Genomic DNA, 25,146 nt, shown 5'->3' with positions numbered 1-25,146 from the left:
GCAAATCGCAACATCCGCAGGACACCCCATGGCACTCTACCGGGCCAATCCGAAAGACGGTGTCGCCTGGATCACGGGCGGCAGCAGCGGGCTTGGCCGGGCGTTGGCCAAGGATCTCGCCAATCAAGGCTACGCCGTGGCGGTGACGTCGCTGCCGCAAGATCCGGCCGACACGCTGATCGTGGAAACGGCGCAGATGCCCGGACATGTGAGGTCCTTTCCCTGCGACGTGACCGACGAGCACGGCATGGCGCGCACGGCCGCCGCGATCGAAGAACAGATGGGGCCGATCGTGCTTGCCGTCTTCAACGCCGGCAACTACATCGCCACCCCCGGCGAGAACCTGGTGGTGCGCGATTTCCATCGCTCCTTCGCGGTGAACTATTTCGGCATCGTCAACGGCGTGGTGCCTGTCGTCGAGCATATGCGCGTGCGCGGACGCGGCCATATCGTTCTGGTCGGGTCGGTCACCGCCTATTCCGGCTGGCCGACGACGGCTGCCTATGGCGGCACCAAGGCCGCGATCAACATCCTGGCGGAGTCGCTGAAATACGACTTCGACAAGATGAACATCCGCATCCAGGTCATCAATCCGGGATTCGTCGACACGCCTTTGACCGAAAAGAACAAGCTGCCGATGCCGGGCCTCATGCCTGTGCACCGCGCGTCGCGCCGCATGGCGCGGGGGATCCGGAAGGGGGGCTTCGAAGTCACCTTCCCGTATCACATAAGCTGGCCGCTGAAGCTGCTCGGCCTGCTGCCGCGGCCGATCGGCCGCTTCGTCATCGGCCTCACCACCCACTGGTGGGGGCGGCCGTTGCATTTCGATCGCAGGCCGGCGGGCGAAAAAGACCCATCCCGCGACAGCGCACCATAAGCCGGCGAAACGGCGATTGCCTGCCGGCGGGGACGGCCATAGGTTGAGAATCATTGCTTGGAGACTGGAATGGGGCGGCGGATCGTGCTGGCGGTGCTTGGCCTTGCAGTCATCCTGGTCGCCGGCTTCTTCCTTGGCCCGCGCGTGCCGGTCGATACCACAATCCGCTTTAATCCATCCGTGATCGGGGATGATCCGCAGGCCTATCTGGCGCGTGAAGAGGCTGCCGTGCCCAACATCCGCGACGGGCTCGACAAGGAGATCATCTGGGCGAATCCGCTGGTCCACGCCAAGACGCCTCTGGCCATCGTCTACATCCATGGCTTTTCCGCCTCGAAGGGCGAGGTTCGCCCGCTGCCGGACGACGTCGCGGACGAATTGGACGCCAATCTTTTCTACACGCGCCTGACCGGCCACGGCCAGGACGGCGCGGCGATGGCGCAAGGCAGCGTCAACGCCTGGATCAACGACTATGAGGAGGCCTTGGCCATAGGCCGCGCCATCGGCGACAAGGTGATCGTCATCGCAACCTCGACCGGTGGCTCGCTGGCGGCTTGGGCCGCAACGCAGCCGGGCGCATCCGACGCTGTCGCGGCCATCGCGTTCATTTCGCCGAATTTCGGCGTCAAGGCCTCCGGCGCCGAGTTGCTGACCATGCCCTGGGGCGGGCAGATCGCCGAGCTCGTCGGCGGCAGGGAGCGCAGCTTTCCCGCGCGCAATGCGCTGCACGAGAAATTCTGGACCACCAAATACCCGATGAAAGCGGTGCTGCCGATGGCGGCGCTGACCAATCTTGCCTATGCCGCGCCGGTCGAGCAGGCGAAGATCCCTGCCCTGTTCATCTTCTCGGATTCCGACAAGGTGGTACGGGCGGACCGTACGCGCGAGATCGCCGGGCGTTGGGGCGGCCCGCACGAACTGGTGCCGGTCGACGACACCGGCGATCCGGACCATCATGTCATCGCCGGCGATGTGCTGTCGCCGCAGACCACGGGTTTTCTAACCCAGCGTATCGTGGTGTGGGTGAAGGCGCTGATGCAGCAGCAGGCACGCCAGTGAAACGAAAACGGCCGGAGCATCGCTCCGGCCGTTCCTCGGTCGGATTTGATAGGCTCAAGCAGCCCGGTTCGCCGGACGCTTGCCGCCGAAGCGGCGCTTGTTGTTGCCCTTGAAGCGCTTGAAGCCGTCAGGCTTGCGCTGGCCATTCGGCTGGGCGGCCGCCGGGCGTTCGCCTTGCGGTTTCGGTCCGCGCTCGCCACTGGGCTTGCCGGCAAAGTGCTTCTTGCCACCGCCATTGCCGGGGCGGCGGCCATCACGACGGCCGCCATGATGCTCGCGGTCATTGGCCGGCTCGAAATGGCGCTCGGCCTTTTCCTTGGGGTCGCGCTGCGGATCCGGGCTGCCGAGATGGTCGGCAACGACCGGCAGCTTCATGCGGATGATGCGCTCGACCTGCCGCAGCTTGGCATTCTCCGAAGGATCGCACAGCGTTATCGCGATGCCGTCCCTGCCGTTGCGACCCGTGCGGCCGATACGGTGGACATAGCTTTCCGCTTCGTCCGGCAGATCGAAATTCACGACATGGCTGATGCCAGGCACGTCGATGCCGCGCGCCGCGATATCGGTGGCGACCAGGATGCGGACCGCGCCCTCGCGGAAATCGTTGAGCGCCTTCTGGCGGGCGTTCTGCGACTTGTTGCCGTGGATGACGGCGGCTTCGAAACCGTCGCGCACAAGGTCCTTGGTGACGCGGTCGGCGCCGTGCTTGGTGCGTGAGAACACGATCACCGTGCGCATCGCCTCGTCGGCCAGCATCTTGGACAGTACCTGGCGCTTCTGCTTGGTGCGGGCAAGCACCACGCTCTGCACGATCTCGGCCGCCGTCGTGCTCTGAGGCGAGACCTCGATGCGGACCGGATCCTTCAACAGGCCCTTGGCGAGCTCGGCGATCTCGTTCGGCATGGTGGCCGAGAACAGCGCCGTCTGGCGATCCGACGCGGTCGCCTTGGCGATGCGCTTGACGTCGTTGATGAAGCCCATGTCGAGCATGCGGTCGCCCTCGTCGAGGACGAGCCATTTGGTGTCGGCAAGGATGAGGTCGCCTTCACGCACAAGGTCGGTCAGCCGTCCGGGCGTGGCGATCAGGATGTCGACGCCAGGCGCGATCTTCTTAACCTGGCTGAAGCGCGAGACGCCGCCGAGCACCAGCGCGGTCGAGATATGCGCGCCCTTGGCAAGCAGCTTGATGGTGTCCTCGATCTGTACGGCAAGCTCGCGCGTCGGCGCCAGGATCAGCGCGCGCGCCGTCTTCGGCCGGCGCTTGGTGCCGAGGCCGATGATCTTCGACAGGATCGGCAGCGCGAAGGCCGCCGTCTTGCCGGAGCCGGTCTGGGCGATGCCGAAGATGTCGCGGCCTTCGAGCTGCGGCGGGATCGCCTGCACCTGGATGGGCTTCGGTTCGGTGAAGCCCGCGGCAAGCGTGGCCTTCAGCAGCGCGCCGCCGATGCCAAGGGCTGCGAAACCGGAGAGTTCCCCAGCGTCGTTGCTGGGGAGAGTGTTTTCGTTGGTCAAATCTATCTTCTTTCAAGCGGCGCAATCGCCGCAAACGTCAAATGGCGGCAGGGCGCAACCTGCCGTCGAAACATTCATCAGGAAACGACAAGGCGGCGGACGGGAAACGTCCGCGCGGCTGCGCTGTCGTGCCCGCGGACTTCATGCCCCGGGGCTTTTTCGCCGTCTTGCCGATCGACCGAGGCCGATTTGAAAGAGGGAAAACAGACGCAACCAGTCTCATTCGTGGAGAAAGCCGGACATACCGGCCCAAGCGCCTATACCGCCGCATATGGCCGAGTCCGGCGTGAAATGCAAGGGGCATGTTGCAACGCAGCAAAACAAGGGCGCTTGCGCTGCCCGGCGCTCGCCATTACCACAAATCACTTATCCTTTTTTGGGGACCGAGCGATGAAGGACGTGCTGAAGGAACTCGAGCGTCGCCGCGAGATAGCCCGCTTGGGCGGCGGCAAGGACCGCATCGAGGCGCAGCACAGGAAGGGCAAGCTCACCGCCCGCGAGCGTATCGAAGTGTTCCTCGACGAGGGCTCGTTCGAGGAGTTCGACATGTATGTCGAGCACCGCTCGACCGATTTCGGCATGGAGAAGACCAAGATCGCCGGCGACGGCGTCGTCACCGGCTGGGGGACCGTCAACGGACGCCCGGTCTACATCTTCGCCAAGGATTTCACCGTGTTCGGCGGCTCGTTGTCGGAGGCGCATGCCGAAAAGGTCATCAAGGTCCAGGAGATGGCGCTGCGCAACCGCGCGCCGATCATCGGCCTCTACGACGCCGGCGGCGCGCGCATCCAGGAAGGCGTGGCGGCGCTCGGCGGTTATGCCGAGATCTTCCAGCGCAATGTGCTGGCCTCCGGCGTCATCCCGCAGATTTCGTTGATCATGGGTCCCTGCGCTGGCGGCGACGTCTATTCGCCCGCCATGACCGATTTCATCTTCATGGTGCGCGACACCTCCTACATGTTCGTCACCGGACCGGACGTGGTGAAGACGGTGACCAACGAGACGGTGACGGCCGAAAGCCTCGGCGGCGCGTCCGTCCACACCACCAAATCCTCCATCGCCGACGGCGCCTATGACAACGATGTCGAGGCCCTCTTGCAGATGCGTCGGCTGGTCGACCTTTTGCCGGCGTCGAACACGGCCGAAATCCCGGAGATCGAATGCTATCAGTCGGTGACGGACCACGACCTGTCGCTCGACAGGCTGATCCCCGACAACGCCAACAAGCCCTACGACATCAAGGAACTGATCCTGAAGGTCGCCGACGAAGGCGATTTCTTCGAGATCCAGCAGAGCTTTGCCAAGAACATCGTCACCGGTTTCGGCCGGGTCGAGGGCCGCACGGTGGGCTTTGTCGCCAACCAGCCGATGGTGCTGGCCGGCGTGCTCGATTCCGATGCAAGCCGCAAGGCGGCGCGCTTCGTGCGCTTCTGTGACTGTTTTTCCATTCCGATCGTCACCTTCGTCGACGTGCCGGGCTTCCTGCCGGGCACCGCGCAGGAATATGGCGGGCTGATCAAGCATGGCGCCAAGCTGCTCTTCGCCTATGCCGAGGCAACCGTGCCGAAGATCACCGTCATCACCCGCAAGGCCTATGGCGGCGCTTATGACGTGATGGCGTCGAAGCATCTGCGCGGCGACATGAACTATGCCTGGCCGACGGCGCAGATCGCCGTGATGGGCGCCAGAGGCGCGGTCGAGATCATCTACCGCAAGGACATTGGCGATCCGGAGAAAATCGCTGCTCATACAAAGACTTACGAGGATCGCTTCCTGTCGCCCTTCGTCGCCGCCGAACGCGGTTATGTCGACGAGGTGATCATGCCGCATTCAACCCGGCGCCGCGTCGCCCGGGCGCTGCGCATGCTGCGCAACAAGGACATGCAGAACCCCTGGAAGAAGCACGACAACATTCCGTTGTGAGCAAAGCTCCGTCAGCCGAAAGGACCAGCACCGCTAACATGAGCGCGGAGACGACATGCGTATAACACTTGCGGCCCAGGGCCTTATTCCGTGCAAGGGCTATGGTGGCATCCAGCGGCAGGTCGAATGGCTGACGACGGAAATGGTCAAGATGGGGCATCAGGTGACGTTGATCGCCGGCCCGGGGTCGTCGCATCCGATGTGCGAGGTCCGCCACGCGGTGACCAATGATGAGTGCCGCGCGGCCGTGCCCAAGGACACCGACATCGTCCATCTCCATGCCTGGAAGGTCGAGGTCCCTTTTCCGACGCTCAACACCGAGCGCGGCCACTTGCCGGACTATCCGAGGCCGCAGCCGAACTGGAGCTTCATCAGCGCCCGCCATGCCGAGCTGCATGGCCGCAAGACCTTCGTCTACAACGGCTTTCCGGTGGATGCCTATCGCCTCGCTGCGACGAAGAACGATCATCTGTTCTTCATGGCGGCCATCGCGCGGGCCGGAAAGGGCCTCAACCGGGCGGTGGACCTGGCGAAAAAGTATGATTTCAAGCTCGACATCGCCGGCGGCTCGCGCTGGAAGCTGCTCGGCCGCAGCAAGACGCGCCGCGAGGGCGTGTTCTTCAAGAGCCTGTCGTCGCGCTTCCGCTACCACGGCATGGTCGACGGCGAGCCGAAGGTGCGCCTGCTGGGCGAGACCAAAGCCTTTCTGAACCCGATTTCCTGGGAAGAGCCTTTCGGCAATGCACCGGTCGAATCCATGCTGTGCGGAACGCCGGTCCTGACCACGGCACGCGGCGCTCTGCCCGAAACGGTCGACGCCGATACCGGCCGCTTCTTCGACACGGATGAGGAGTTCGCGCGCGGTTTCGGTGAAATCGACGGTTTGTCGGCGCAAAGATGCCGCGAATCCGCGGCAGACCGGTTTCCGATCCAGAAGGCCGCCAAAGCCTATCTGGAGCTTTACCGCCGCATTCTTGATGGCGAAGCGCTTCCGTGAGACATCACGCAGGCGTGTCCCGTCAGCGGTGGCCATTCCGGATCGAAAAGGTTTCGCGCATTGCGCCCCATCCTGGTTTTCTGCCTGCCGGCGATCGGTGATTTCATCCGCTGCCACTCGGCCATCCGGATAATCGCCGAGAGATTCCCGGGCCAGCCGGTCGACATCGTTACATCGAGGATCGCCGCGCCGCTGGCGCGGCTGATGCCGCATGTCCGCAAGGTCTGGATAGCGGAGAAGCACTGGAAGCCCGGGCTGAAAGAGCGGGCTGGCCTGGCGCGCGAAATCCGCAAGGAGAACTACCAGGCGGCCTATATGCTCACCAGCAGCACCAAGGCTTGCCTTGTGCCATGGCTGGCTGGAATACCGGAGCGCATCGGCTATCCGCGCGAGTTCCAGTTCGGCATCGTCAACCGACTGCCCGCCGGTTGGCTGAAATCGATGGTGGCCTTCGGCCCGCGCAAGACGCGGCTGGCGGAACAGGTCTGCGCAATCGCTCGTCTGGGCAAAAGGCCGGCAGAGGACGGACCGTTGCCCGCTCCGCAACTCGTTGTTTCTCCTGAACAGCTTGCGGGTTGGCGTCGGCGCAACGGGATCGACCCGGCAAGACCGGCGATCGCGCTTTACACGTCCGACTTCGCCAACAAGCGTTCATGGCCGATGGAGCGCTTCGTCTCGATCGCGCGCGACTATGTTGCCCGAGGCTGGTCGGTTTGGCTGATCGGCGGACCGCGGGAGCGGCAAGCCGCGGCCGAAATCAAGGCGCAATTGCCCGAGGCCGTCGACTTCACCGCAACGCCCGATATTGCGGAGGCCATGTGCCAGATCGCGGCCTCGACCGTCTTTCTCGGCGTCGATGGCGGCATCTCCCATGCCGCCGGCGCGTTGGGCGGTCCGTGTGTGCTCATCTACGGCTCGAACCGGGCCTATGTGCACGGCCCGGTGAACGAACAGGTGATCTTTCTCGAACCGCCGATTTCGACGCCGGGTTGGGTGGAGAACACGCGCGCCGTCAGCGAGGACAGGGTTCGCGAGGCGCTGGCGGCAGCGGTCCGAAAACAGGCGCCGCAATTCGCCTGACCTATTGCTCGGCTTCGGGCAAAGCGTTTCATCGGACGGTGCTCTGCGTCAGCTCGCGGAGAACCGGCACGACCGCCAGAGGCAGGTCTTCCGCAATCAAACCCGGCCCGAAACGGCTGCCGGCCTCGGCATGGATCCAGACCCCGGCGCAAGCCGCTTCGAAGGCCTGCATGCCCTGCGCGAGAAGCCCGGCGATGAGGCCCGCCAACACGTCGCCTGAACCGGCGGTGGCAAGCCAGGGCGCGCCGTTGCTGTTGATCGCGGCGCGGCCGTCCGGCGCGGCGATCACGCTGTCGGCGCCCTTGTAGACGATCACGGCGTTGGCGCGTTGCGCGGCTTCGCGCGCCTTGGCCAGCTTCGACAACGCCTTGTCGGCGGCAATGTCCGCAAACAACCTGCCGAACTCGCCCTCATGCGGGGTCATGATCAACGCCGGCGCACCCGGCCTGCCCGCCGCCTCGAACAGTGTCGAGGCCGTATCGCGGAAAGACGTGATGCCGTCGGCGTCGAGCACGAGGCCTTCGACGCCGTCCTGGCGGTTTTTGGCGAGCACGGCGAGCGTGAAATCGCGCGCCTTGTCGCCGATGCCGAAGCCGGGGCCGAGGACGAAGGCGGACGGCCGGCGATCGCTGACAAGATCATGCACGTCCTCGACCGCGTCGACCTTGCGCAGCATGATCGAGGTCAGATGTGCCGCATTGACCTGCATTGCGTTCGCGGGCGAGAGCACAGTGACGGCCCCTGCCCCGCTTCTTGCGGCCGCAAGCGCTGAAAGGCGCGCCGCGCCGGTCGCCGACGGTCCGCCCGAAAAGACGCTCGTATGGCCACGCTTGTATTTGTGCGTGTCGACGGCCGGCGTGGGATAGCTCGCGATCCAGAGCCCAGGCAGGTTCTCGAAGGCCCTTGGCGCGACCTTGTCGATGATCTCGTCGCGAATGCCGATGTCGGCCAACACGACCTCCCCGCATCGCTCGCGGCCAGGCAGCAGCAGGTGCCCAGGTTTCTTGCGCGCGAAAGTCACCGTCAGGGCCGCGCGAAATGCGCAGCCCAGGACTCCGCCGCTTTCGCCGGAAACGCCGGAAGGCAGGTCGATGGCGACGACCGGCAGGTTCATCTCCGTCGCGATGCCGACCGCGCCCTCGGCCTCGCCGGTGAGAGGCTTCGACAGGCCCGCGCCATAGATCGCGTCGACGACCAGCGAGCCGGCTTGCGCGGTGAAGGCCGAAAGCGGGCGCCGCTCCAGCATGCAGTCAGCGGCCGCGAGCGCGGCGTCGCTGCCTGCCCGCGGTTTGCCCGACGCCCACAGGGCCACGTCGAGGCCGGCCTCGGCCAGCAGGCGCGCCACGACGTAGCCGTCGCCGCCATTGTTGCCGGGGCCGCACAGCACGTGCACCCTCTTCGCGTCGGGATAGCGCGCCAGCACGACGGCAGCGACCGCCTCGCCGGCGCGCTGCATCAAGCGATCGCCGTCGAGCGGCCCGGCCGCGATTGCCAGTCTGTCGGCCTCGGCCATTTCGGCCGGCGATAGAAGTTCATTGCGCATGGGATTGCCGATCTCCATGCGATCAAGCATTGTCCAGTTTTCGGTTCGAAGCAAACCAATGCGATCGCGGCATTACTTTTGCCCTGCGATCGCATCCGGGAGGGGTTTTGCCTGAAAATTGCGCTGTCTGCCCATTTTTTGCGCAGACCTGAGGAGGGGCGATGTATAGGGTTTGGGCGTCCATGACGCATCCGATGCAGCGGATGACGCGAATTTGCATCCGGACGCGGCATGGGTTCGAAAACGCCCCTCGCCGCCTGCACTCCTTACGATTGGCACGGTTCGTGCTTGATGGAGGCGCAAGCGGGGCACACAACCCGTCTTCTTGGCAGTGGAGGCCACTTTTCACATGAAAAAGATCGAAGCGATCATCAAGCCATTCAAGCTGGACGAAGTGAAGGAAGCGCTTCAGGAGGCCGGACTGCAAGGCATCACCGTCACCGAAGCCAAGGGCTTCGGCCGCCAGAAGGGGCATACCGAGCTTTATCGGGGCGCCGAATATGTCGTCGATTTCCTGCCTAAGGTGAAGATCGAGGTGGTGCTCGGCGACGAGGCCGTCGAAGGCGCCATCGAGGCTATCCGCAAGGCGGCTCAGACCGGCCGCATCGGCGATGGAAAAATCTTCGTCTCCAACATAGAGGAAGTCGTGCGCATCCGCACCGGCGAGACCGGCATCGACGCCATCTGACCTTCAATCCATACCGTACGTCATCACACAGGGAAGAAATGACATGACGACAGCCAAAGACATCATGAAGCAGATCAAGGACAACGACGTGAAGTTCGTCGACCTGCGCTTCACCGATCCGCGGGGCAAGCTGCAGCATGTGACGATGGATGTCGTCGAGGTTGAGGAAGACATGTTCGCCGACGGCGTCATGTTCGACGGCTCCTCGATCGCCGGCTGGAAGGCGATCAACGAGTCCGACATGGTGCTGATGCCCGACACCGATACTGTCCACATGGATCCGTTCTTCGCCCAGTCGACCATGGTCATCCTGTGCGACATCCTCGACCCGATCTCGGGCGAGGCCTATAACCGCGATCCGCGCGGCACCGCCAAGAAGGCCGAAGCCTACATGAAGTCCGAAGGCATCGGCGACACCGTCTATGTCGGCCCGGAGGCCGAGTTCTTCGTGTTCGACGACGTGAAGTACAAGGCCGATCCTTACAACACCGGTTTCCGTCTCGACTCGACCGAGCTGCCGTCCAATGACGACACCGACTACGAGACAGGCAATCTCGGCCACCGTCCGCGCATCAAGGGCGGCTATTTCCCCGTGCCGCCGATCGATTCCTGCCAGGACATGCGCTCGGAAATGCTGACCGTGCTCGCCGAGATGGGCGTGCGGGTCGAGAAGCATCACCATGAGGTCGCCGCCGCCCAGCACGAGCTCGGCATCAAGTTCGACACGCTGGTGCGCAACGCCGACAAGATGCTGATCTACAAGTATGTCGTGCATCAGGTCGCCAACGCCTACGGCAAGACGGCCACCTTCATGCCGAAGCCGGTTTTCGGCGACAACGGCTCGGGCATGCATGTGCACCAGTCGATCTGGAAGAACGGCAAGCCGACCTTCGCCGGCAACGAATATGCCGGCCTGTCGGAAACCTGCCTCTACTATATCGGCGGCATCATCAAGCATGCCAAAGCGATCAACGCCTTCACCAACCCGCTGACCAACTCCTACAAGCGCCTGGTCCCGGGCTATGAGGCGCCGGTGCTGCTCGCCTATTCGGCGCGCAACCGCTCGGCTTCCTGCCGCATTCCGTTCGGCTCGTCGCCGAAGTCGAAGCGCGTCGAGGTCCGCTTCCCCGATCCGGGCGCGAACCCCTATCTCGGCTTCGCCGCCATGCTGATGGCCGGCCTCGACGGCATCAAGAACAAGATCCATCCCGGACAGCCGATGGACAAGGATCTCTACGATCTGCCGCCGAAGGAGTTGAAGAAGATCCCGACCGTCTGCGGCTCGCTGCGCGAAGCGCTGCAGAACCTCGACAAGGACCGCGGCTTCCTGAAGGCCGGCGGCGTCTTCGACGACGACCAGATCGACTCCTATATCGAGCTCAAGATGGCCGAGGTCATGCGCTTCGAAATGACCCCGCATCCGGTCGAGTACGACATGTATTATTCGGTCTAAGCTTCTGACCTAATACCGAAATCAAGCCCTTGGAGGCCACCGCTTCCAGGGGCTTTTTTCATCGAACTATCTGCTGCCCGCAAGGAGCGCCCCGACGTTTTGTCGGCGAGATTTGGAGCCGACTTTAGCGAGCGATGCGTACGCGTGCCGTCAAGAGACGATGACCCGCCCGGCCTTTCGTCGCGCATGGTCCGCGCCGACAAGGTCACGGCGGTTCCTTGCGATGATGTCCTCGGCAATTGGGACAGGTTCGAGACCGGCAAGCTTTCGGTAGATGACCGCGCCCACAAGCGTTGGCAGCGTGGCGAGGATTACCAGCGGTCCAGCGGCGCCAAATGTCACAAGAGTCATCAATGGTGCAGCCGCCAGTCCCCCGAGGCCATAGGCTAGATAGCCAGTCTTGCCGATCGACCGCAGCCCAAAATGCGCGATGGCGATGAGGATAAGGACCGGCATTCCGGTGAAGAGCGCCACGGCCCCCTTTATCACCAAGTCGCTCACCAATACGTCAATCAGATTTTGCGGGCGTATTGATTTACCGATGCCTTGTAGACCACGCATGTAGGCAGTGAGGTCCAGTATCCCCTGAATTAAAGTGCCCAGCAGACCGCCCAGCAAGGTTGCGCCGAGCAGCGAAACCAGCGAGGTGCGCACGCGCAACGGGCCGGCGAAGTACTCCGTTCCCTCGTGAATGAAAGCGCCGACCGTGCCGGCGCCAGCCGATGCCCTACTGAACATGGCGTGACCGGGGCCAGGCCGACCATGGGACCCGCTCCCTGTTTCGCCGCTGGCAGCGGAGGCGATGCGTCTGTAGGCTGCATTCATGCCGTCGAGGTCTTCGGTCGGCCCGTCGATCCCAGCAGACTTGCGGTATGCGAGACCGATAGCCACGCCGATGCATGCGGGCACGAACAAGCCCGTCGACAGGTTTCCCGTCGCCGCCAGTTCGCTAAACGTGCCGGAAGCGAGATGCAATATGAACAACGGTAGCGCGCAGACCATTCCGAGCGCGGCGTAGGCCCAGGCCTTGATGATGCCCAACTGGCGCAAAGCCCAGTGACCAACAGTGAACATAACCGCAAATACGATGCCGCCCTTCAGTATCGTCAAAATAACGGCATCATTGGTGAAGTCGCTAAGCGGCTCCGTGCCCCAGCCGCGTATGCTTGCCACAACCAGGTAGAATCCGAAGCCTAGCCCCGCCATAAGTAATTGCAGGTAGTTCGTGCCAATTCGGTTCATGCGCCGTCTCCCATAGTGCGAGCCTACAGGATGCACCTTAAGATTGCACAAAGTGTCTAAGTAAAATGCCGCGTGTTGCATCGCCCTGGCCGCTAACCGGGATCGACAACGGGCGGATGCTGCCATGATTTCATTTTTCAGTAAAAGAACCCCGGCGTCTCGCCGGGGTTCTCGCACGGACAGGTGTCGGAGGGCTGACGCTTATCCGGCAAGCTCGTCGGGTCCGTGCAGCGTCCAGTCGGCGCGGCGCGACAGAAACAGCAGGAAATAGATCGCGGCGACGGCCATGATCGCCAGCGTCGCGATCAGGCTCGGGCGTCCGAAGGCGGCGTCGAGCCAGTTCTGATAGGCGACATAGATCAGCGCCACGAAGGCGAGGATCGCAGGCACCGGGAACAGCGGCATGCGATAGTGGCCGCCCGAGGTGGTGCCGTTGCGGCGGCCGGCGAAGACGGCGATGCAAAGCAGCGCATAGATCACGACCAGCGAGGTGCCGCTGACCACCAGCAAAAGGTTGAGATCGATGAAGCAGGCAAGTGCGGCCAGCACCACCACGACGATGGTTGCGATCCATGGTGAGGCGTAAGTGCCGTGGACGGACGCCACCGCATTGTTGATCGGGCCGAACCAGGTCTTATCCCGACCGGAGCTGAAGAGCAGCCGCGCCGCCTGCAGGATGATGGCGATGACGGCATTGAAGATGGCGACCGCAATCGCCAGGCTGATCGCCACCGTCAGCCAATGGCCGCCACGCGCCTCGAGGAAATATTCGATCTTCTGCGGCGCCGCGAGCAGGCCGACCAGATCCGGCGCGCCGAGTAGCACCGCGGTCAGCGGGATGAGCTCGGCGGCGACGGTGATCACCAGCGCCCAGAGCACCACCTTGCCGATGTTGCGCTTGGCGTCATGCGTCTCCTCGCCGAAATAGGCGGCCGCGCCATAGCCGTTATAAGCAAAGAGCGACACGGCGGTGGACGCCAGAATGATGGCGGCCGAGGCCGGAACCAGCGTGTTGGTCGTGGCGTCAAGCAGTTGCGGCGCGGTGAACAAGCTGGAAAGCGGCCGCTCGACATGCGCGAAGCCGAGCCCGGTCAGGATCAGCAGCGCCAGCATTTCGATGCAAAGGAAGATACCGGTGACGAAGGCGTTGAGTTTTATGCGCATGGCGGCGACTGCGCCGGCCAGGACGATCGTCACCACGCCGACCCATTGCGGGCTGAGATTGGGAATGATGACGCCGAGATAGGTGCCGACGCCAAGCGCGATGACGGCGACGATCGACGATCGACACAAACACCAGCACCAGGGTGACGAAGCCCCAGAAGCGGCCGAGCGTGCGGCCGATCATGGTGTATTCGCCGCCGGCCATCGGATAGGCCGAGGAAAGCTCGGCATAGACGAAGGCCATGAACAGGCCGATGACGGCCGCGATCACGAAGCTCAGGAATGAGCCGGTGCCGGCCAGCGCGATGACGCCCGGCGCGATGATGAAGACGGACGATGCGGGCGTTACCGCCGAGAGCACGATCATCAGCGTGCCCAGCGCGTTCAGCGCCCGGTCGAGGCCCTTGGCACCGGGTGCAGCCTTGTCGGCGGCCGCCGTGGTGGCTTCATTTGTAGACATTGTCCTCCCCTTTTTTTAATTGGATAAAAATTAGTATCCGCATGGAAGCTATCCGTGTCGTCATATAGCGTCAACAAATTTGCGATGTGCCGGCTTGCAAAAGTTCATTGACCAGTTTTTATTGAATCAAATTCAGGAAATGAAATGGGCAGACCCAAGACACAGACCGATCGCCGCCTTACCCTGGTCGCAGCGGCGGAATCGATGATCGCCAAACGCGGCCTCGCGGGTGTCACCTTGCGCGACGTGGCCAACGAGGCCGGCATGAGTTCGAGCGCCCTGCTCTATTACTATCCCGGCCTTAAGGAGCTTCTGGACGACGTACAAAAGAAGGCGGTGGAACGCTTCTGCACCCAGCGCGCGTCAGCGGTCGCCTCGATCGCCGATCCACGGGTGCGGCTGAGGACGATGCTGGAAAGCGGCCTACCAACCGATCCGGACGACCAGCTCTGCCGGCTTCTGCTGGAACTCGGCGCCTATTCGCGCTCGGACGCCAGCTATGCCGCCCGGCATATCACACTCTTCGAGCGCCAGGTGGCGATCTATGTCGGGATCCTCGAAGCGGGCGCAGCCACCGGCGTCTTCAAGCTGAGCGCTGCCAGCGAGGTCATCGCCCGCAGCCTCGTCGTCCTCGAGGACGGCCTTGGCCTGCACCTCGTCAACGTCGTGCCGGCCATCGACCATGCCTCGGCGATGGCGATCCTCACCAGCTATGCAGAACTTGCGACCGGCTGCAGCCTTGGCTGAGCCGGGTCTCATCAACGGAGCATCCCTCAGCATGGACCAACGACTAGGCTCAATCACCACGCCGGCCGGCAAGACGCGCGCCCGCGGCCTCGGCATCCCCCTGCCCGGCACGCCAGGCCCGGCAAATGCCATCACCGATGTCAAAGGCGTGCTCGTCGGCTATTCGACGCTCATCAAAGGCGACGGCAAGCTCACCATGGGCCATGGGCCGGTGCGCACGGGCGTCACCGCGGTACTGCCGCTCGGCCGGGGCGGCGTCGGATTGGCATTGGCTGCCGGCTACCATTCCTTCAACGGCAATGGCGAGATGACCGGCGCCTCATGGCTGGAGGAGGCCGGCAGCCTCTCGATGCCGATCCTGATCACCAACACGCACGCGGTCGGCCCCTGCCATCGCGGCGTCATCGATTGGGTGGCGCGCGACAAGCCGCAGTTGGCGAGCCAATGGCTGCTGCCGGTGGTGGCCGAAACCTGGGACGGTTATCTGAACGACATCAACGGCTCGCACGTCACTGTCGACCACGCGATCGAGGCGATCGAGAACGCGGCCGGCGGCGGCATCGAGGAAGGATCGGTCGGCGGCGGCACCGGCATGAACTGCTACGCCTTCAAGGGCGGCTCCGGTAGTGCTTCGCGAATCGTCGACTACGGCCACCGCGCCTACACGGTCGGCGTCTTCCTGCAGGCCAATTTCGGCTCGCGCCAGGAGATCAGCATCGCCGGCGTGCCGCTCGGGCAGGAGCTTGCCGCCGACAATCCGATGGAGGCGTATTTCAGCGGCGGGCCGACCGGCGCCGGCTCCTGCATAGGCATCGTCGCCACCGACGCGCCGCTGCTTCCTGGACAGTGCAAGGCGCTGGCCCGTCGCGTGCCGCTCGGGCTGGCGCGCACCGGCACCGCCGGCTCGCATTTCTCCGGCGATATTTTTCTCGCCTTTTCGACAGCCAACCCCGATGCCCTCAACGGTCGCTTCCCCAAGGGCGCTCCGACAGAGAAGAGCTACAGCCATATGGATTTCGTTCCATGGGGCCGCATGGACGATTTCTACACCGCCGTGGTGCAGGCGACTGAGGAGGCCGTGCTCAACGCGCTGGTCGCCAATGAGGATATGGTCGGCCGCGACGGCAATCGTACCCCTGCCCTGCCGCGAGACAAAGTGGTGGCGGCGCTGAAATCGCGTGGCGTCATCGCCGACTGACTGCGGCGGGCAGAGATCCCTCGCTGGCAATAGCCATGCAAAAAACCCCGGCGTTGACCTGCCGGGGCTTTTAATCGTTCTCGTCGTGCCACTGGCCCGCAAGCCTGTGGCTCCGAACAAAATCAAGCAGCAGCCGAAACCTTCGCGTCGGTCGGAACCTGCGAGATCGTCTTCAGGACCTGCGAGGCGATCTGGTAGGGGTCGCCCTGCGAGTTCGGGCGACGGTCTTCCAGGTAGCCCTTGTAGTCGTTCTTGACGAAGGAATGCGGCACGCGGATCGAGGCGCCGCGATCGGCGACGCCGTAGGAGAACTTGTTCCACGGCGCGGTCTCATGCTTGCCGGTCAGGCGCTTGTCGTTGTCCGGACCGTAGACGGCGATATGATCCATCAGGTTCTTCTCGAACTGCGCCATCAGCGCCTCGAAATAGGCCTTGCCGCCGACTTCACGCATATATTTGGTCGAGAAGTTGCAGTGCATGCCTGAACCGTTCCAGTCGGTGTCGCCGAGTGGCTTGCAGTGGAACTCGATGTCGATGCCGTATTTCTCGGTCAGGCGGAGCAGCAGGTAGCGAGCCATCCACATCTGGTCGGCGGCCTTCCTGGAGCCCTTGCCGAAGATCTGGAATTCCCACTGGCCCTTCGCCACTTCGGCGTTGATGCCTTCATGGTTGATGCCGGCGGCTAGGCAGAGATCGAGATGCTCCTCGACGAGCTGGCGCGCGATATCGCCGACATTCTTGAAGCCGACGCCGGTGTAATATGGACCCTGCGGTGCGGGATAACCGCTCTCGGGGAAGCCGAGGGGGCGGCCGTCCTTGTAGAAGAAGTATTCCTGCTCGAAGCCGAACCAGGCATCCTCATCGTCGAGAATGGTCGCGCGGCTGTTCGATACATGCGGGGTGACGCCATCGGGCATCATGACTTCGCACATCACGAGAACACCGTTGGTGCGGGCCGGATCCGGGTAAACCGCCACCGGCTTCAGCACGCAGTCCGAGCTGCGGCCCTCGGCCTGGTTCGTCGAGGAACCGTCGAAGCCCCACAGCGGCAGCTGCTCGAGCGTCGGGAACTCGGCAAACTCCTTGATCTGGGTCTTGCCGCGCAGATTGGGGGTCGGGGTGTAGCCGTCGAGCCAGATATACTCGAGCTTGTATTTGGTCATTCCAGTGCCTCTCGTTGCTTGGACGCCGCCATGGCGGCGTCGATGCATGGCCGATCGGGGCGGCCTGCCGATGGTTAAAATGCAAGTCGTATGCCACTCCGGTCTTGCGGGCTGCGGCAAAATGGCCAGATCAACGCTTTGATTTTGCTGAGCCGCCTCAGCAATGCGTTCCGATCGTTCAGCAAATGGTGTTGCTCAAATAATGTGCATAAAATGATCTTTTGATAGGCATATTGCCTAAATGAATCGCAGAACCTATTTTGAGGGAAAGCTGAATCGACACGCTCCTGGAAAGACAAGGAGACCGACAATGCAAGTTACGCCTTCACGACCGTCGGCAAAAATTCTGATGTTCCCGCTTGCAGCGCGTAAGTCTGCCTCAAATTTAGGCGCCAAGGCCAAATTCGCGGCAGAGCTTGCAACGCTTCGCGGGGAGTTGGCCGACTTCGACGGCTGGTATCACGAAGCGGCGATCGAGGAAGAGAACGAGCAGCGCAAGGGCTGATCGCTCCTCTGAGTTCTGGAACGGAAAGCCCGGCGCGATCGCTCGCGCCGGGCTTTCTGTTGAGCCAACGTCAGTCCTTGGCGTGCAGATCGGTGCCGAGCGTATCCCTGACGAAGATCATGCCGATGATGAGCGACATCGCCGCGATGATCACCGGGTACCAGAGACCGTAGTAGATATCGCCCTTGTAGGCGCTGAGCGCGAACACCGTTGCCGGCAGCAGGCCGCCGAACCAGCCATTGCCGATATGGTAAGGCAGCGACATGCCGGTGTAGCGGATGCGGGTCGGGAACATTTCGACCAGGATGGCGGCGATCGGCCCATAGACCATGGTGACGAACAGCACCAGGATGAACAGGATGCCGATCGTGAGCGGCCAGTTGATGGCCGCCGGATCGGCAGTCATGGCGAAAGCGCCGCCGCCTGGGATGGTGTAGACGGTGACTTCCGGCGCGCCGGCTGCCTCGTCCTTGGTCAGGATCTTGTCGGCGATCGCCTGATCGGTCTTCACCGTCGCCTTCTCGCCGCCGCGAATGGCCGTGGCGTCGAGCTTCAGTTCCGGATTGGCCGCGATGAAGGCGTCGAGCTTCTGGTCCGCCACCTTGGCCGCGGCGCGCTTCAGCGGGTAGCCGCCGTCCTGCAGCGACATGTTCACCGCCTTCTGGAAGGCCGCCTCCTTGGCCTTGGCCTGATCCCCGGCGGCAACGGCGTCATAGGATTCCACCGTCTCGTTGCCGATCTTGACCGTGGCAGCCGTGCCGGGGGCCGCGGTGGTCACCACGTCATAGGGCACCGAGTTCTTCGTGAGGAACGACGTCGCGATATCGCAGGAGGTCGTGAACTTCGCCGTGCCGACCGGGTTGAACTGGAATTTGCAGTCGCCGGGAGCCGCCGTCACTGTCGCGCGGGTGTTCTGCTGCGCGGTGGCCAGGGCCGGATTGGCGGCCCAGGTGAGCGCCTTGAACAGCGGGAACGTGCACACGATACCCAAAGCAAGGCCGGCCATGATGATCGGCTTGCGGCCGATCTTGTCCGACAGCCAGCCGAACACGACGAAGAAGATTGAGCCGATGGCAAGTGCGACAGCGATCATGACGTTGACCGACCATGCGTCGACCTTCAGCACGTTCTGCAGGAAGAACAGGGCGTAGAACTGTCCATTGTACCAGATCACGGCCTGGCCGGCTGTGAGGCCGAGCAGCGCCAGCAACGCGATCTTGGCGTTCTTCCACTGGCCGAAGGCTTCCGAGAGCGGCGCTTTGGAGCCCTTGCCTTCGTCCTTCATGCGCTGGAAGGTCGGAGATTCAGACAGCGACAACCGAATCCAGACCGAAACGGCGAGCAGCAGGAAGGAAACGATGAAGGGAATGCGCCAGCCCCAGCTTGCATAGGTTTCCTTGCTGAGCGAGGCCTGCACGATCAGGATGACAACGAGCGACAGGAACAGGCCGAGCGTCGCCGTGGTCTGGATCCACGACGTGTAGTAACCACGGCGATCGTCGGGCGCATGCTCGGCGACATAGGTCGCCGCGCCGCCATATTCGCCGCCGAGCGCCAGCCCCTGCAGCATGCGCAGCCCGATCAGGATCACCGGCGCCGCAATGCCCCAACTGGCATAGCCGGGCAGCAAGCCGACCAGGAAGGTCGACAGACCCATGATCGTCATGGTGACGAGGAAGGTGTATTTGCGGCCGACGAGATCGCCGACGCGGCCGAACACGAGCGCGCCGAACGGACGCACGAGGAAACCAGCGGCAAAGGCCAGCAACGCGAAGATGTTGCGCGTCGCTTCCGGGATCGCCGGACTGAAGAAGGTCGAGCCGATGAAGGCTGCCAGCGAGCCGTAAAGGTAGAAATCGTACCATTCGAAAACGGTGCCGAGCGACGAGGCGAAGATGACCTTCTTCTCCTCTCGCGTCATGCCGCGGCTGGTCCCGCCGGCGGTCGATGCCATTGCCATTTATATATCCTCCCGTCAGATCCCATCTGTCCTCGGCAGCTGCGCGCCACCGTCCGTACTCCTCCGAACGCGGACTCAAAACGCAGCCAACGAAGCAAAAAAATGACAGAAAGGGCGGGCGAAAGGCACCGCGACGATGGGATTATGACTTTGGTATTAGGTGCACTGCGAAAGCGGCGCATGGAGTGGCATGGGTCCGGAGATTGCCGATCCACTCCAGGCTTTGTCTACGCAATTCCGGACGGAAAACCGCTACGCAGTTTTCCTGGAATTGCCTTAGCCTTGCAGCGCCTCGAGCAGGCTGACCGCCGCCATCATGTCGCGCTTGCGGGCCGAGCGACGCGCCACCGCTTCGGCATCCTGGCCCCAATGCTCGATCTGCCAGTCCTCGTCGACATGGGCCGCCGCCCAGGCTTCCTCGGCGTCGAGCTCGCCGAAATCGACGGCTAAAGCCAACAGCGCCGAGCCGGTCAGGGCCGTCATGACATGGATGGCGGCCAGCCGCATCGGCTCGGAGCGCTGGCCAAGATGCGCTCCGAGGATGGCGATCGCTTCGCGCGGCTGGTCGACATGGATGACACCTTCGGCGAGGTTGAAGCGCGCGCCGAGGCTGCTGCGCGCCCAGTCCAGCACCGGATCCCAGAGATTGTTCTGGCGATCGACCAGTCCCTGCGGGCCATCGGCGCGGTAACACAAGAGATCGGACGAGGCGAAGCGCAGCACATCCTCCAGCACCGCCTGCGGGTCGGAGGCGACGCCGTCGATGGCGGTGTTGACGAGGCGCATGACGGGCATCGTCACCGGATCGATGACCTCGGTCTGCGCGCTGAACTCGTCGGCCACAAGCGCTGCGGCCTTTTCGGTCGGCAGCACCATCACGGCCTTGCCTGGCGTGCGCACCGGCCGGCCGTCGAGATGAACGGCGAAACCGTTCTCGACGGGCGCCACCGAGACAGCCTTGTAGAAACGCTTCGGCAGCGGCGTCTTCATTTGGATCTGGGCGCGCCGCACCGGATCGGGATCGGAGAGCAGCTTTCCGGCTTCGAGGTCTTCGAGGATGTCGCGCATGACGAACTCCTTAAAGCAATTCCAGGAAAAGTGTGTAGCGGTTTTCCGTTCGGAATTGCGGCTATGGTGCTGGCTGCCTGCGCGCCGGCCGGTTGACGATGATCAGCCCGGCCGCGATGAGGCCGAGCGCCAGGATTATCCTGACCGTCGGCGGCTCGCCCAGCAGCACCGCGCCGCATAGGACGCCGAACACCGGCGACAGGAAGGCGAAGCTCGACAGGCTTGCCGCCGGATAGCGCGTGAGCAGCCAGAACCACAACACATAGGTGAAGGCGACGATATAGAAAGACTGGAACAGCAGCGCCAGCGTCGGCAAGGCGGCCACCGCGCGGATGGGCGGGCCGGCGAAAGGCATCACCAGGGCGCCCACAAATGCGGCGCCGGCCAGTTGATAGAGCAGCAGCTTCTCCGCGCTCGTCTCGACCAGCTTCGATCGCTTGATGACGATGCTGGTCGCCGCCCAGAGAATGCCCGAGCCGAGGCTGAGCAGATCGCCGGTCAGCGTTGCATCACCGCCGGCAACGATGCCGTCGGAGAAGACCGCCGCAAGGCCGCAGAAGGCCAGAACCAGCCCACCGAGCTTGCGCGCGTTGATGCGCTCGCCAAGCAGGAAATGGCCGCCGATCAGCACCCAGAAGGGCATGGTGTTGACCAGGAGCGTGTTGCGGGCAACGGTGGTGTATTCGAGCCCGATGTAGAGGCACAGGAACTCGACGCCGAAGAGCACGCCGACGACGATGCCGGCGACCAGCGTTCCATCCGCTTCGAACAGCTTGATGCCGCGCAGCCGGCACCAGGCGAGCACGCAGGCTCCGCCGATGAGCGAACGGGCGATTGAAACGAAGACGGGGTCGTAGCCCGCATAGGAAACCTTGGCGGCGACGTAGTTCAGCCCCCAGGAGAAGGTCAGCCCGACCATGATGGCCGCCGCCGCCATGTCGACCGCATCGCGGCGATCCAATACGGGCGCAGCAGTCAAATCTCAGTCCTCCGCGCTCTGCTCGTCGAAACCGAGCAGGTTCCAGCTCTGGCGCATATGCGGCGGCATCGGCGCCGTCACGTCGATCACTCCCTGGTCCGGATGCGGGATGACGATACGGCGGGCATGGAGATGCAGACGGTTCTGGATGCCGCCCGGGAATTCCCAGTTGGTGTCGGCCTCGAAATATTTGGGATCGCCGATGATCGGGCAGCCGATATGGGCGGCGTGGACGCGAAGCTGGTGGGTGCGGCCGGTGTAAGGCTCCATCTCTAGCCATGACAGCGACTGCGCCGCCTGCTCGACCACGCGGTAATAGGAGACGGCGTGATCGGCGCCCTTCTCGCCATGCTTGGCGATGCGCACGCGGTCGCCATCCGGCGTCGCCTCCTTGACCAGCCAGGTCGAGATCTTGTCCTCGCGCTTCGCAGGCACGCCCTTGACCAGCGCCCAGTAGGTCTTCTTGGTCTCTCGCGCGCGGAACGCTTCCGAAAGCTTCATCGCGGCAAGGCGGGTGCGGGCCACCACCAGCACGCCGGAGGTGTCGCGGTCGAGCCGGTGGACGAGGCGCGGCTTCTCGCCCTTCTGGTTGCGCCAGGCCTCCAGCATGTCGTCGACGTTGCGGGTGACGCCGGAGCCGCCCTGCACGGCAAGGCCGGCGGGCTTGTTGAAGACGAAGACTTTCGGGTCCTCGTGCAGGAGCATCTTGGCGAGCACGTCGGCATCGCCCTGGTTGCGGATCGAGTGGCCGGTGAGCGGCGCATCACCCTTCTTGTCGACGTCGAGCGGCGGGACACGGACGGACTGGCCTGGCTCGACGCGCGTGTCGGCCTTCACCCGGCCGCCGTCGACGCGAATCTGGCCCGAGCGCAACAGCTTCTGCAGGTGGCCGAAGCCCAGGCCCGGATAATGGACCTTGAACCAGCGGTCGAGCCGCATGCCCGCCTCTCCGGCCTCCACCGTGATCTGTTCAACACCTGCCATTGATACGCTTTTCCGTTTGAAAGCGGCGCCATAGCACTAAGGCGAGGATGTTGCGAGCCACAGACCCAACAAAGCGCGACGATTGCCCCAATCGCACCCATACGAGGTCCGACCGCATGCTGGCCGACCCCTGGATTGAAGCAGGGCCGTAGTCAGTTAGCGGCGGCTTTCGGCTTGGACGAGCCGATCATCTTCCAGTTCTTGTAGAAGACGGAATTGATGCGCTCCACGCTGACCGAAACGATGGAGAGAAGGCCCGCGATCAGTTTTGGGAACGGAGACGGGCGGATGATGTCGACGAAGACGCAGTAGCGGCGGCCGTCATATTCGTTGACCGAGCGGTGGAACAGCGTGTCATCGAAGATGAACAAGGGATTATCGTACCAATAGTTCTTCTTGCTGCCGCATTGGACGAAGATCTCCGCCTGCACCGGAACGAGATTGTAGAGGATGCGCAGGCTGAGCCGCAGCGGACCGAAATGCCAGGACGTGGATTCACGCTTGCTGAAAACGGATACCGCGATCGTCTTGATGTATTTGTAATCCTTGTTGAATTCGGGGACGTTGTCGATCTTGTGCTTGCCGTACCACTGGTAGACATACATGCCGCGCCGGCCGGCACCGAAATTGGCGTCGATGTCGGCGATGATCTCGTCCTTGCGGGCCTTGAAGACGCCCAGGACCTCGTTGATCTCGCGCTGATAGTCCTCGGGGAACTGCTCGGGCTTCCAGACGCCGGGGTTGCGGTAGCAGAGAAGGTCGACGATCAGGTTGAACGGCGACAGCAGCCAGGTGAACAGGCCGTTGCCGAGGAAGTAGCGATCGAAAAGCTTCCAGTTCTTCTGGTCGTTGCGCATGACGTCAATCAGGCCGCAGACGACCCAGATCGCGGTCACGATCGGGATGAAGTAGAAGGCGAGCGCGAGAATCACGACCGCGATGGCGGCCTTGCGGAGCGACTTGACGGTTTGCTTTTTCATTGTCATTCGCGCGGGAGCGCGATCCTGTTCCATGGGACAAAATCACGGCGACCCCCGCCAGCCGTGCGTCTTGATAGGATTTTTTGTTTCCCGGCACAATGCCGACGCACGGATCCGCGCGGTCTGTCGGCGCAATTATTTGGAGCGGGCCACTCCACTTCAGCGCCATGTCCCGACCGACCGCGCAATTCAGCTGTTCCGTTCGCTGCGCAGTTTCGCCCAGTACTCCAGCCGCTTGCGGATATCGCGCTCGAACCCGCGTTCGGGGGGATCGTAGAAGGTGTGCCGACCCATCTTTTCCGGAAAATAATCCTGGCCGGAAAACGCATCCGGCTCGTCATGGTCATAGCGATAGCCGGCGCCGTAATCCTCCTGCTTCATCAGCTTGGTCGGCGCGTTGAGGATGTGCTTGGGCGGCAGCAGCGAGCCGAACTCCTTGGCCGCCGCGGTCGCGGCCTTGAAGGCTGTGTAGACGGCGTTCGATTTCGGCGCGGTGGCGAGGTAGACGGCGGCTTGAGCGAAGGCGAGCTCGCCCTCGGGCGAACCCAGATAGTCATAGGCGTCCTTGGCCGCATTGGCGACGACGAGCGCCTGCGGATCGGCGAGCCCGATATCCTCCACCGCCATGCGCACCAGCCGGCGGCCCAGATAGAGCGGATCCTCGCCGGCATCGAACATGCGGGCAAGATAATAGAGCGCCGCGTCCGGATCGGAGCCGCGCACCGATTTGTGCAGCGCCGAGATCAGATTGTAGTGGCCGTCCTGGCCCTTGTCATAGATCGGCGCGCGGCGCTGGATGACACGCTGCAGGCCCTCCGGACCGAACACCTCGCCTTTCTTGGCGGCGCGCCAGACTTCCTCGGCCAGCGTCAGCGAGGCGCGGCCGTCGCCGTCGGCCATGCGGATCAGCATAGCGCGCGCCTCATCGTCGAGCGGCAGCGCCCTGCCCTCGGTTTCTTCCGCCCGCGTCAAAAGCTTTCCGATGCTTTCCTCGCCCAGCGAACGGAACACCAGCACGCGCGCGCGCGACAGAAGCGCCGCATTCAGCTCGAAGGACGGGTTCTCCGTGGTGGCGCCGACCAGCACAACGGTGCCGTCTTCCATCACCGGCAAAAAACCGTCCTGCTGGGCACGGTTGAAGCGATGGATTTCGTCGACGAAAAGCAGCGTCTGGCGGCCGTTGGCGCGCCTGAGCTTTGCCGCTTCGAACACTTTCTTGAGGTCCGCTACGCCCGAAAACACGGCGGAGATCTGCTCGAAGGCAAGGTTGGTCTCGCCGGCGAGCAGCCGCGCCACGGTCGTCTTGCCGGTGCCGGGCGGACCCCAGAAGATCATCGAGCCGAGCGAACCGGAATCGATCAGCCTGGTCAGCGCGCCGTCGGGGCCGGTCAGATGCTCCTGGCCGACGACCTCACCGAGGTTTTTGGGGCGCAGCCGATCGGCCAGCGGCCGCCCGGGCGGCGCCTTTTCCGGCTCATCGGAATTGAACAGATCGGCCATGCAAGTCTTTTGGTTGAAATGCGAGCACGCTCTTTTAAGAGCATGATCTTGTCCGAACGCCGGT

20 protein-coding genes and 1 pseudogene are annotated in these 25,146 nt (G+C 63.4%); 10 read left to right on the top strand and 11 right to left on the bottom strand.

Translation table 11 applies throughout. The features are described from left to right. Positions 1–28 precede the first annotated feature (28 nt). Both MJ8_RS16675 and MJ8_RS16670 read left to right on the top strand, forming a co-directional pair. Positions 29–877, top strand: coding sequence for an SDR family oxidoreductase (locus tag MJ8_RS16675; protein ID WP_201409947.1), 849 nt, complete (start codon positions 29–31; stop codon positions 875–877). A gap of 69 nt (positions 878–946) precedes the next feature. Next, positions 947–1,936: an alpha/beta hydrolase gene (locus tag MJ8_RS16670; RefSeq protein ID WP_201409946.1), complete on the top strand. Its 990-nt coding sequence runs from the start codon at positions 947–949 to the stop codon at positions 1,934–1,936. 54 nt (positions 1,937–1,990) lie between these two features. Here the strand turns inward: MJ8_RS16670 and MJ8_RS32555 are convergent, their stop codons facing one another. Continuing rightward, complete coding sequence (locus MJ8_RS32555; RefSeq protein ID WP_201409945.1) at positions 1,991–3,448, bottom strand: DEAD/DEAH box helicase; 1,458 nt, start codon at positions 3,446–3,448, stop codon at positions 1,991–1,993. A 390-nt stretch (positions 3,449–3,838) separates the two neighbouring features. On the opposite strand from MJ8_RS32555, the gene MJ8_RS16660 reads away from it, so the two are divergent. The 3 genes from MJ8_RS16660 to waaF are packed head-to-tail and all read left to right on the top strand — an operon-like array spanning position 3,839 to position 7,448. Then, positions 3,839–5,371, top strand: a complete 1,533-nt coding sequence (locus MJ8_RS16660) for an acyl-CoA carboxylase subunit beta (RefSeq protein ID WP_201409944.1) — start codon at positions 3,839–3,841, stop codon at positions 5,369–5,371. 55 nt (positions 5,372–5,426) lie between these two features. Then, complete coding sequence (locus tag MJ8_RS16655) at positions 5,427–6,368, top strand: glycosyltransferase (protein ID WP_201409943.1); 942 nt, start codon at positions 5,427–5,429, stop codon at positions 6,366–6,368. Positions 6,369–6,428: 60 nt separating this feature from the next. Further along, the gene (gene waaF, locus MJ8_RS16650) at positions 6,429–7,448 is read left to right on the top strand and encodes a lipopolysaccharide heptosyltransferase II (protein ID WP_201409942.1); all 1,020 of its coding nucleotides are present in this window, start codon (positions 6,429–6,431) and stop codon (positions 7,446–7,448) included. 28 nt (positions 7,449–7,476) lie between these two features. Here the strand turns inward: waaF and MJ8_RS16645 are convergent, their stop codons facing one another. After that, positions 7,477–8,991 (bottom strand): NAD(P)H-hydrate dehydratase, encoded by a 1,515-nt coding sequence (locus tag MJ8_RS16645; RefSeq protein WP_201415462.1) that lies wholly within the window; start codon positions 8,989–8,991, stop codon positions 7,477–7,479. A 349-nt stretch (positions 8,992–9,340) separates the two neighbouring features. On the opposite strand from MJ8_RS16645, the gene MJ8_RS16640 reads away from it, so the two are divergent. Both MJ8_RS16640 and glnA read left to right on the top strand, forming a co-directional pair. Continuing rightward, on the top strand, positions 9,341–9,679 hold the full coding sequence (locus MJ8_RS16640) for a P-II family nitrogen regulator (RefSeq protein WP_018428041.1): 339 nt from the start codon (positions 9,341–9,343) through the stop codon (positions 9,677–9,679). Positions 9,680–9,722: 43 nt separating this feature from the next. Next, complete coding sequence (gene glnA / locus MJ8_RS16635; RefSeq protein WP_201409941.1) at positions 9,723–11,132, top strand: type I glutamate--ammonia ligase; 1,410 nt, start codon at positions 9,723–9,725, stop codon at positions 11,130–11,132. A 150-nt stretch (positions 11,133–11,282) separates the two neighbouring features. Here the strand turns inward: glnA and MJ8_RS16630 are convergent, their stop codons facing one another. Together MJ8_RS16630 and MJ8_RS32330 are read right to left on the bottom strand one after the other, a co-directional pair. Continuing rightward, positions 11,283–12,374 (bottom strand): hypothetical protein, encoded by a 1,092-nt coding sequence (locus tag MJ8_RS16630; protein WP_201409940.1) that lies wholly within the window; start codon positions 12,372–12,374, stop codon positions 11,283–11,285. A gap of 201 nt (positions 12,375–12,575) precedes the next feature. Then, positions 12,576–13,905, bottom strand: a pseudogene (locus MJ8_RS32330) (APC family permease). Positions 13,906–14,142: 237 nt separating this feature from the next. On the opposite strand from MJ8_RS32330, the gene MJ8_RS16620 reads away from it, so the two are divergent. After that, positions 14,143–14,745 carry a TetR/AcrR family transcriptional regulator gene (locus MJ8_RS16620; RefSeq protein WP_201409938.1) on the top strand — a complete coding sequence of 201 codons (603 nt, stop codon included), beginning with the start codon at positions 14,143–14,145 and terminating at the stop codon, positions 14,743–14,745. Between the two features lie 31 nt (positions 14,746–14,776). Further along, positions 14,777–15,943, top strand: a complete 1,167-nt coding sequence (locus MJ8_RS16615; protein ID WP_201409937.1) for a P1 family peptidase — start codon at positions 14,777–14,779, stop codon at positions 15,941–15,943. 122 nt (positions 15,944–16,065) lie between these two features. On the opposite strand, the gene MJ8_RS16610 is transcribed toward MJ8_RS16615, so the two are convergent. Then, positions 16,066–17,106 carry a glutamine synthetase beta-grasp domain-containing protein gene (locus tag MJ8_RS16610; protein WP_201409936.1) on the bottom strand — a complete coding sequence of 347 codons (1,041 nt, stop codon included), beginning with the start codon at positions 17,104–17,106 and terminating at the stop codon, positions 16,066–16,068. Positions 17,107–17,416: 310 nt separating this feature from the next. Between MJ8_RS16610 and MJ8_RS16605 the strand changes: the two genes are divergently transcribed. Further along, on the top strand, positions 17,417–17,611 hold the full coding sequence (locus MJ8_RS16605; protein WP_201409935.1) for a DUF2735 domain-containing protein: 195 nt from the start codon (positions 17,417–17,419) through the stop codon (positions 17,609–17,611). Positions 17,612–17,681: 70 nt separating this feature from the next. Here the strand turns inward: MJ8_RS16605 and MJ8_RS16600 are convergent, their stop codons facing one another. From MJ8_RS16600 to MJ8_RS16575, 6 genes are all read right to left on the bottom strand, one after another. Continuing rightward, on the bottom strand, positions 17,682–19,571 hold the full coding sequence (locus tag MJ8_RS16600) for an MFS transporter (protein ID WP_201409934.1): 1,890 nt from the start codon (positions 19,569–19,571) through the stop codon (positions 17,682–17,684). Between the two features lie 276 nt (positions 19,572–19,847). After that, the gene (locus tag MJ8_RS16595; protein ID WP_201409933.1) at positions 19,848–20,639 is read right to left on the bottom strand and encodes an ATP12 family chaperone protein; all 792 of its coding nucleotides are present in this window, start codon (positions 20,637–20,639) and stop codon (positions 19,848–19,850) included. Positions 20,640–20,700: 61 nt separating this feature from the next. Further along, on the bottom strand, positions 20,701–21,576 hold the full coding sequence (locus MJ8_RS16590; RefSeq protein ID WP_201415461.1) for a DMT family transporter: 876 nt from the start codon (positions 21,574–21,576) through the stop codon (positions 20,701–20,703). A gap of 45 nt (positions 21,577–21,621) precedes the next feature. Continuing rightward, complete coding sequence (locus MJ8_RS16585) at positions 21,622–22,602, bottom strand: RluA family pseudouridine synthase (RefSeq protein ID WP_201409932.1); 981 nt, start codon at positions 22,600–22,602, stop codon at positions 21,622–21,624. Positions 22,603–22,754: 152 nt separating this feature from the next. Continuing rightward, complete coding sequence (locus tag MJ8_RS16580; RefSeq protein WP_201409931.1) at positions 22,755–23,582, bottom strand: aspartyl/asparaginyl beta-hydroxylase domain-containing protein; 828 nt, start codon at positions 23,580–23,582, stop codon at positions 22,755–22,757. 189 nt (positions 23,583–23,771) lie between these two features. Then, entirely contained in the window at positions 23,772–25,082 is a 1,311-nt protein-coding gene (locus MJ8_RS16575; protein ID WP_201409930.1) for a replication-associated recombination protein A, read from the bottom strand. Positions 25,083–25,146 lie beyond the last annotated feature (64 nt).

The organism is Mesorhizobium sp. J8, from assembly GCF_016591715.1.
Classification (GTDB): Bacteria; Pseudomonadota; Alphaproteobacteria; order Rhizobiales; family Rhizobiaceae; genus Mesorhizobium.
The sequence above is the reverse complement of the archived record's forward strand: the minus strand, read 5'-3'. Positions and strand labels throughout refer to the sequence as shown.

Excerpts from the sequence above, each read along its gene's own strand:
- MJ8_RS16675 (WP_201409947.1), top strand. The coding sequence starts at position 29 with ATGGCACTCTACCGGGCCAATCCGAAAGACGGTGTCGCCTGGATCACG.
- MJ8_RS16670 (WP_201409946.1), top strand. The coding sequence starts at position 947 with ATGGGGCGGCGGATCGTGCTGGCGGTGCTTGGCCTTGCAGTCATCCTG.
- MJ8_RS16660 (WP_201409944.1), top strand. The coding sequence starts at position 3,839 with ATGAAGGACGTGCTGAAGGAACTCGAGCGTCGCCGCGAGATAGCCCGC.
- MJ8_RS16655 (WP_201409943.1), top strand. The coding sequence starts at position 5,427 with ATGCGTATAACACTTGCGGCCCAGGGCCTTATTCCGTGCAAGGGCTAT.
- MJ8_RS16645 (WP_201415462.1), bottom strand. The coding sequence starts at position 8,991 with ATGCGCAATGAACTTCTATCGCCGGCCGAAATGGCCGAGGCCGACAGA.
- MJ8_RS16640 (WP_018428041.1), top strand. The coding sequence starts at position 9,341 with ATGAAAAAGATCGAAGCGATCATCAAGCCATTCAAGCTGGACGAAGTG.
- glnA (WP_201409941.1), top strand. The coding sequence starts at position 9,723 with ATGACGACAGCCAAAGACATCATGAAGCAGATCAAGGACAACGACGTG.
- MJ8_RS16630 (WP_201409940.1), bottom strand. The coding sequence starts at position 12,374 with ATGAACCGAATTGGCACGAACTACCTGCAATTACTTATGGCGGGGCTA.
- MJ8_RS16620 (WP_201409938.1), top strand. The coding sequence starts at position 14,143 with ATGGGCAGACCCAAGACACAGACCGATCGCCGCCTTACCCTGGTCGCA.
- MJ8_RS16615 (WP_201409937.1), top strand. The coding sequence starts at position 14,777 with ATGGACCAACGACTAGGCTCAATCACCACGCCGGCCGGCAAGACGCGC.
- MJ8_RS16610 (WP_201409936.1), bottom strand. The coding sequence starts at position 17,106 with ATGACCAAATACAAGCTCGAGTATATCTGGCTCGACGGCTACACCCCG.
- MJ8_RS16605 (WP_201409935.1), top strand. The coding sequence starts at position 17,417 with ATGCAAGTTACGCCTTCACGACCGTCGGCAAAAATTCTGATGTTCCCG.
- MJ8_RS16600 (WP_201409934.1), bottom strand. The coding sequence starts at position 19,571 with ATGGCAATGGCATCGACCGCCGGCGGGACCAGCCGCGGCATGACGCGA.
- MJ8_RS16595 (WP_201409933.1), bottom strand. The coding sequence starts at position 20,639 with ATGCGCGACATCCTCGAAGACCTCGAAGCCGGAAAGCTGCTCTCCGAT.
- MJ8_RS16590 (WP_201415461.1), bottom strand. The coding sequence starts at position 21,576 with ATGGCGGCGGCGGCCATCATGGTCGGGCTGACCTTCTCCTGGGGGCTG.
- MJ8_RS16585 (WP_201409932.1), bottom strand. The coding sequence starts at position 22,602 with ATGGCAGGTGTTGAACAGATCACGGTGGAGGCCGGAGAGGCGGGCATG.
- MJ8_RS16580 (WP_201409931.1), bottom strand. The coding sequence starts at position 23,582 with ATGAAAAAGCAAACCGTCAAGTCGCTCCGCAAGGCCGCCATCGCGGTC.
- MJ8_RS16575 (WP_201409930.1), bottom strand. The coding sequence starts at position 25,082 with ATGGCCGATCTGTTCAATTCCGATGAGCCGGAAAAGGCGCCGCCCGGG.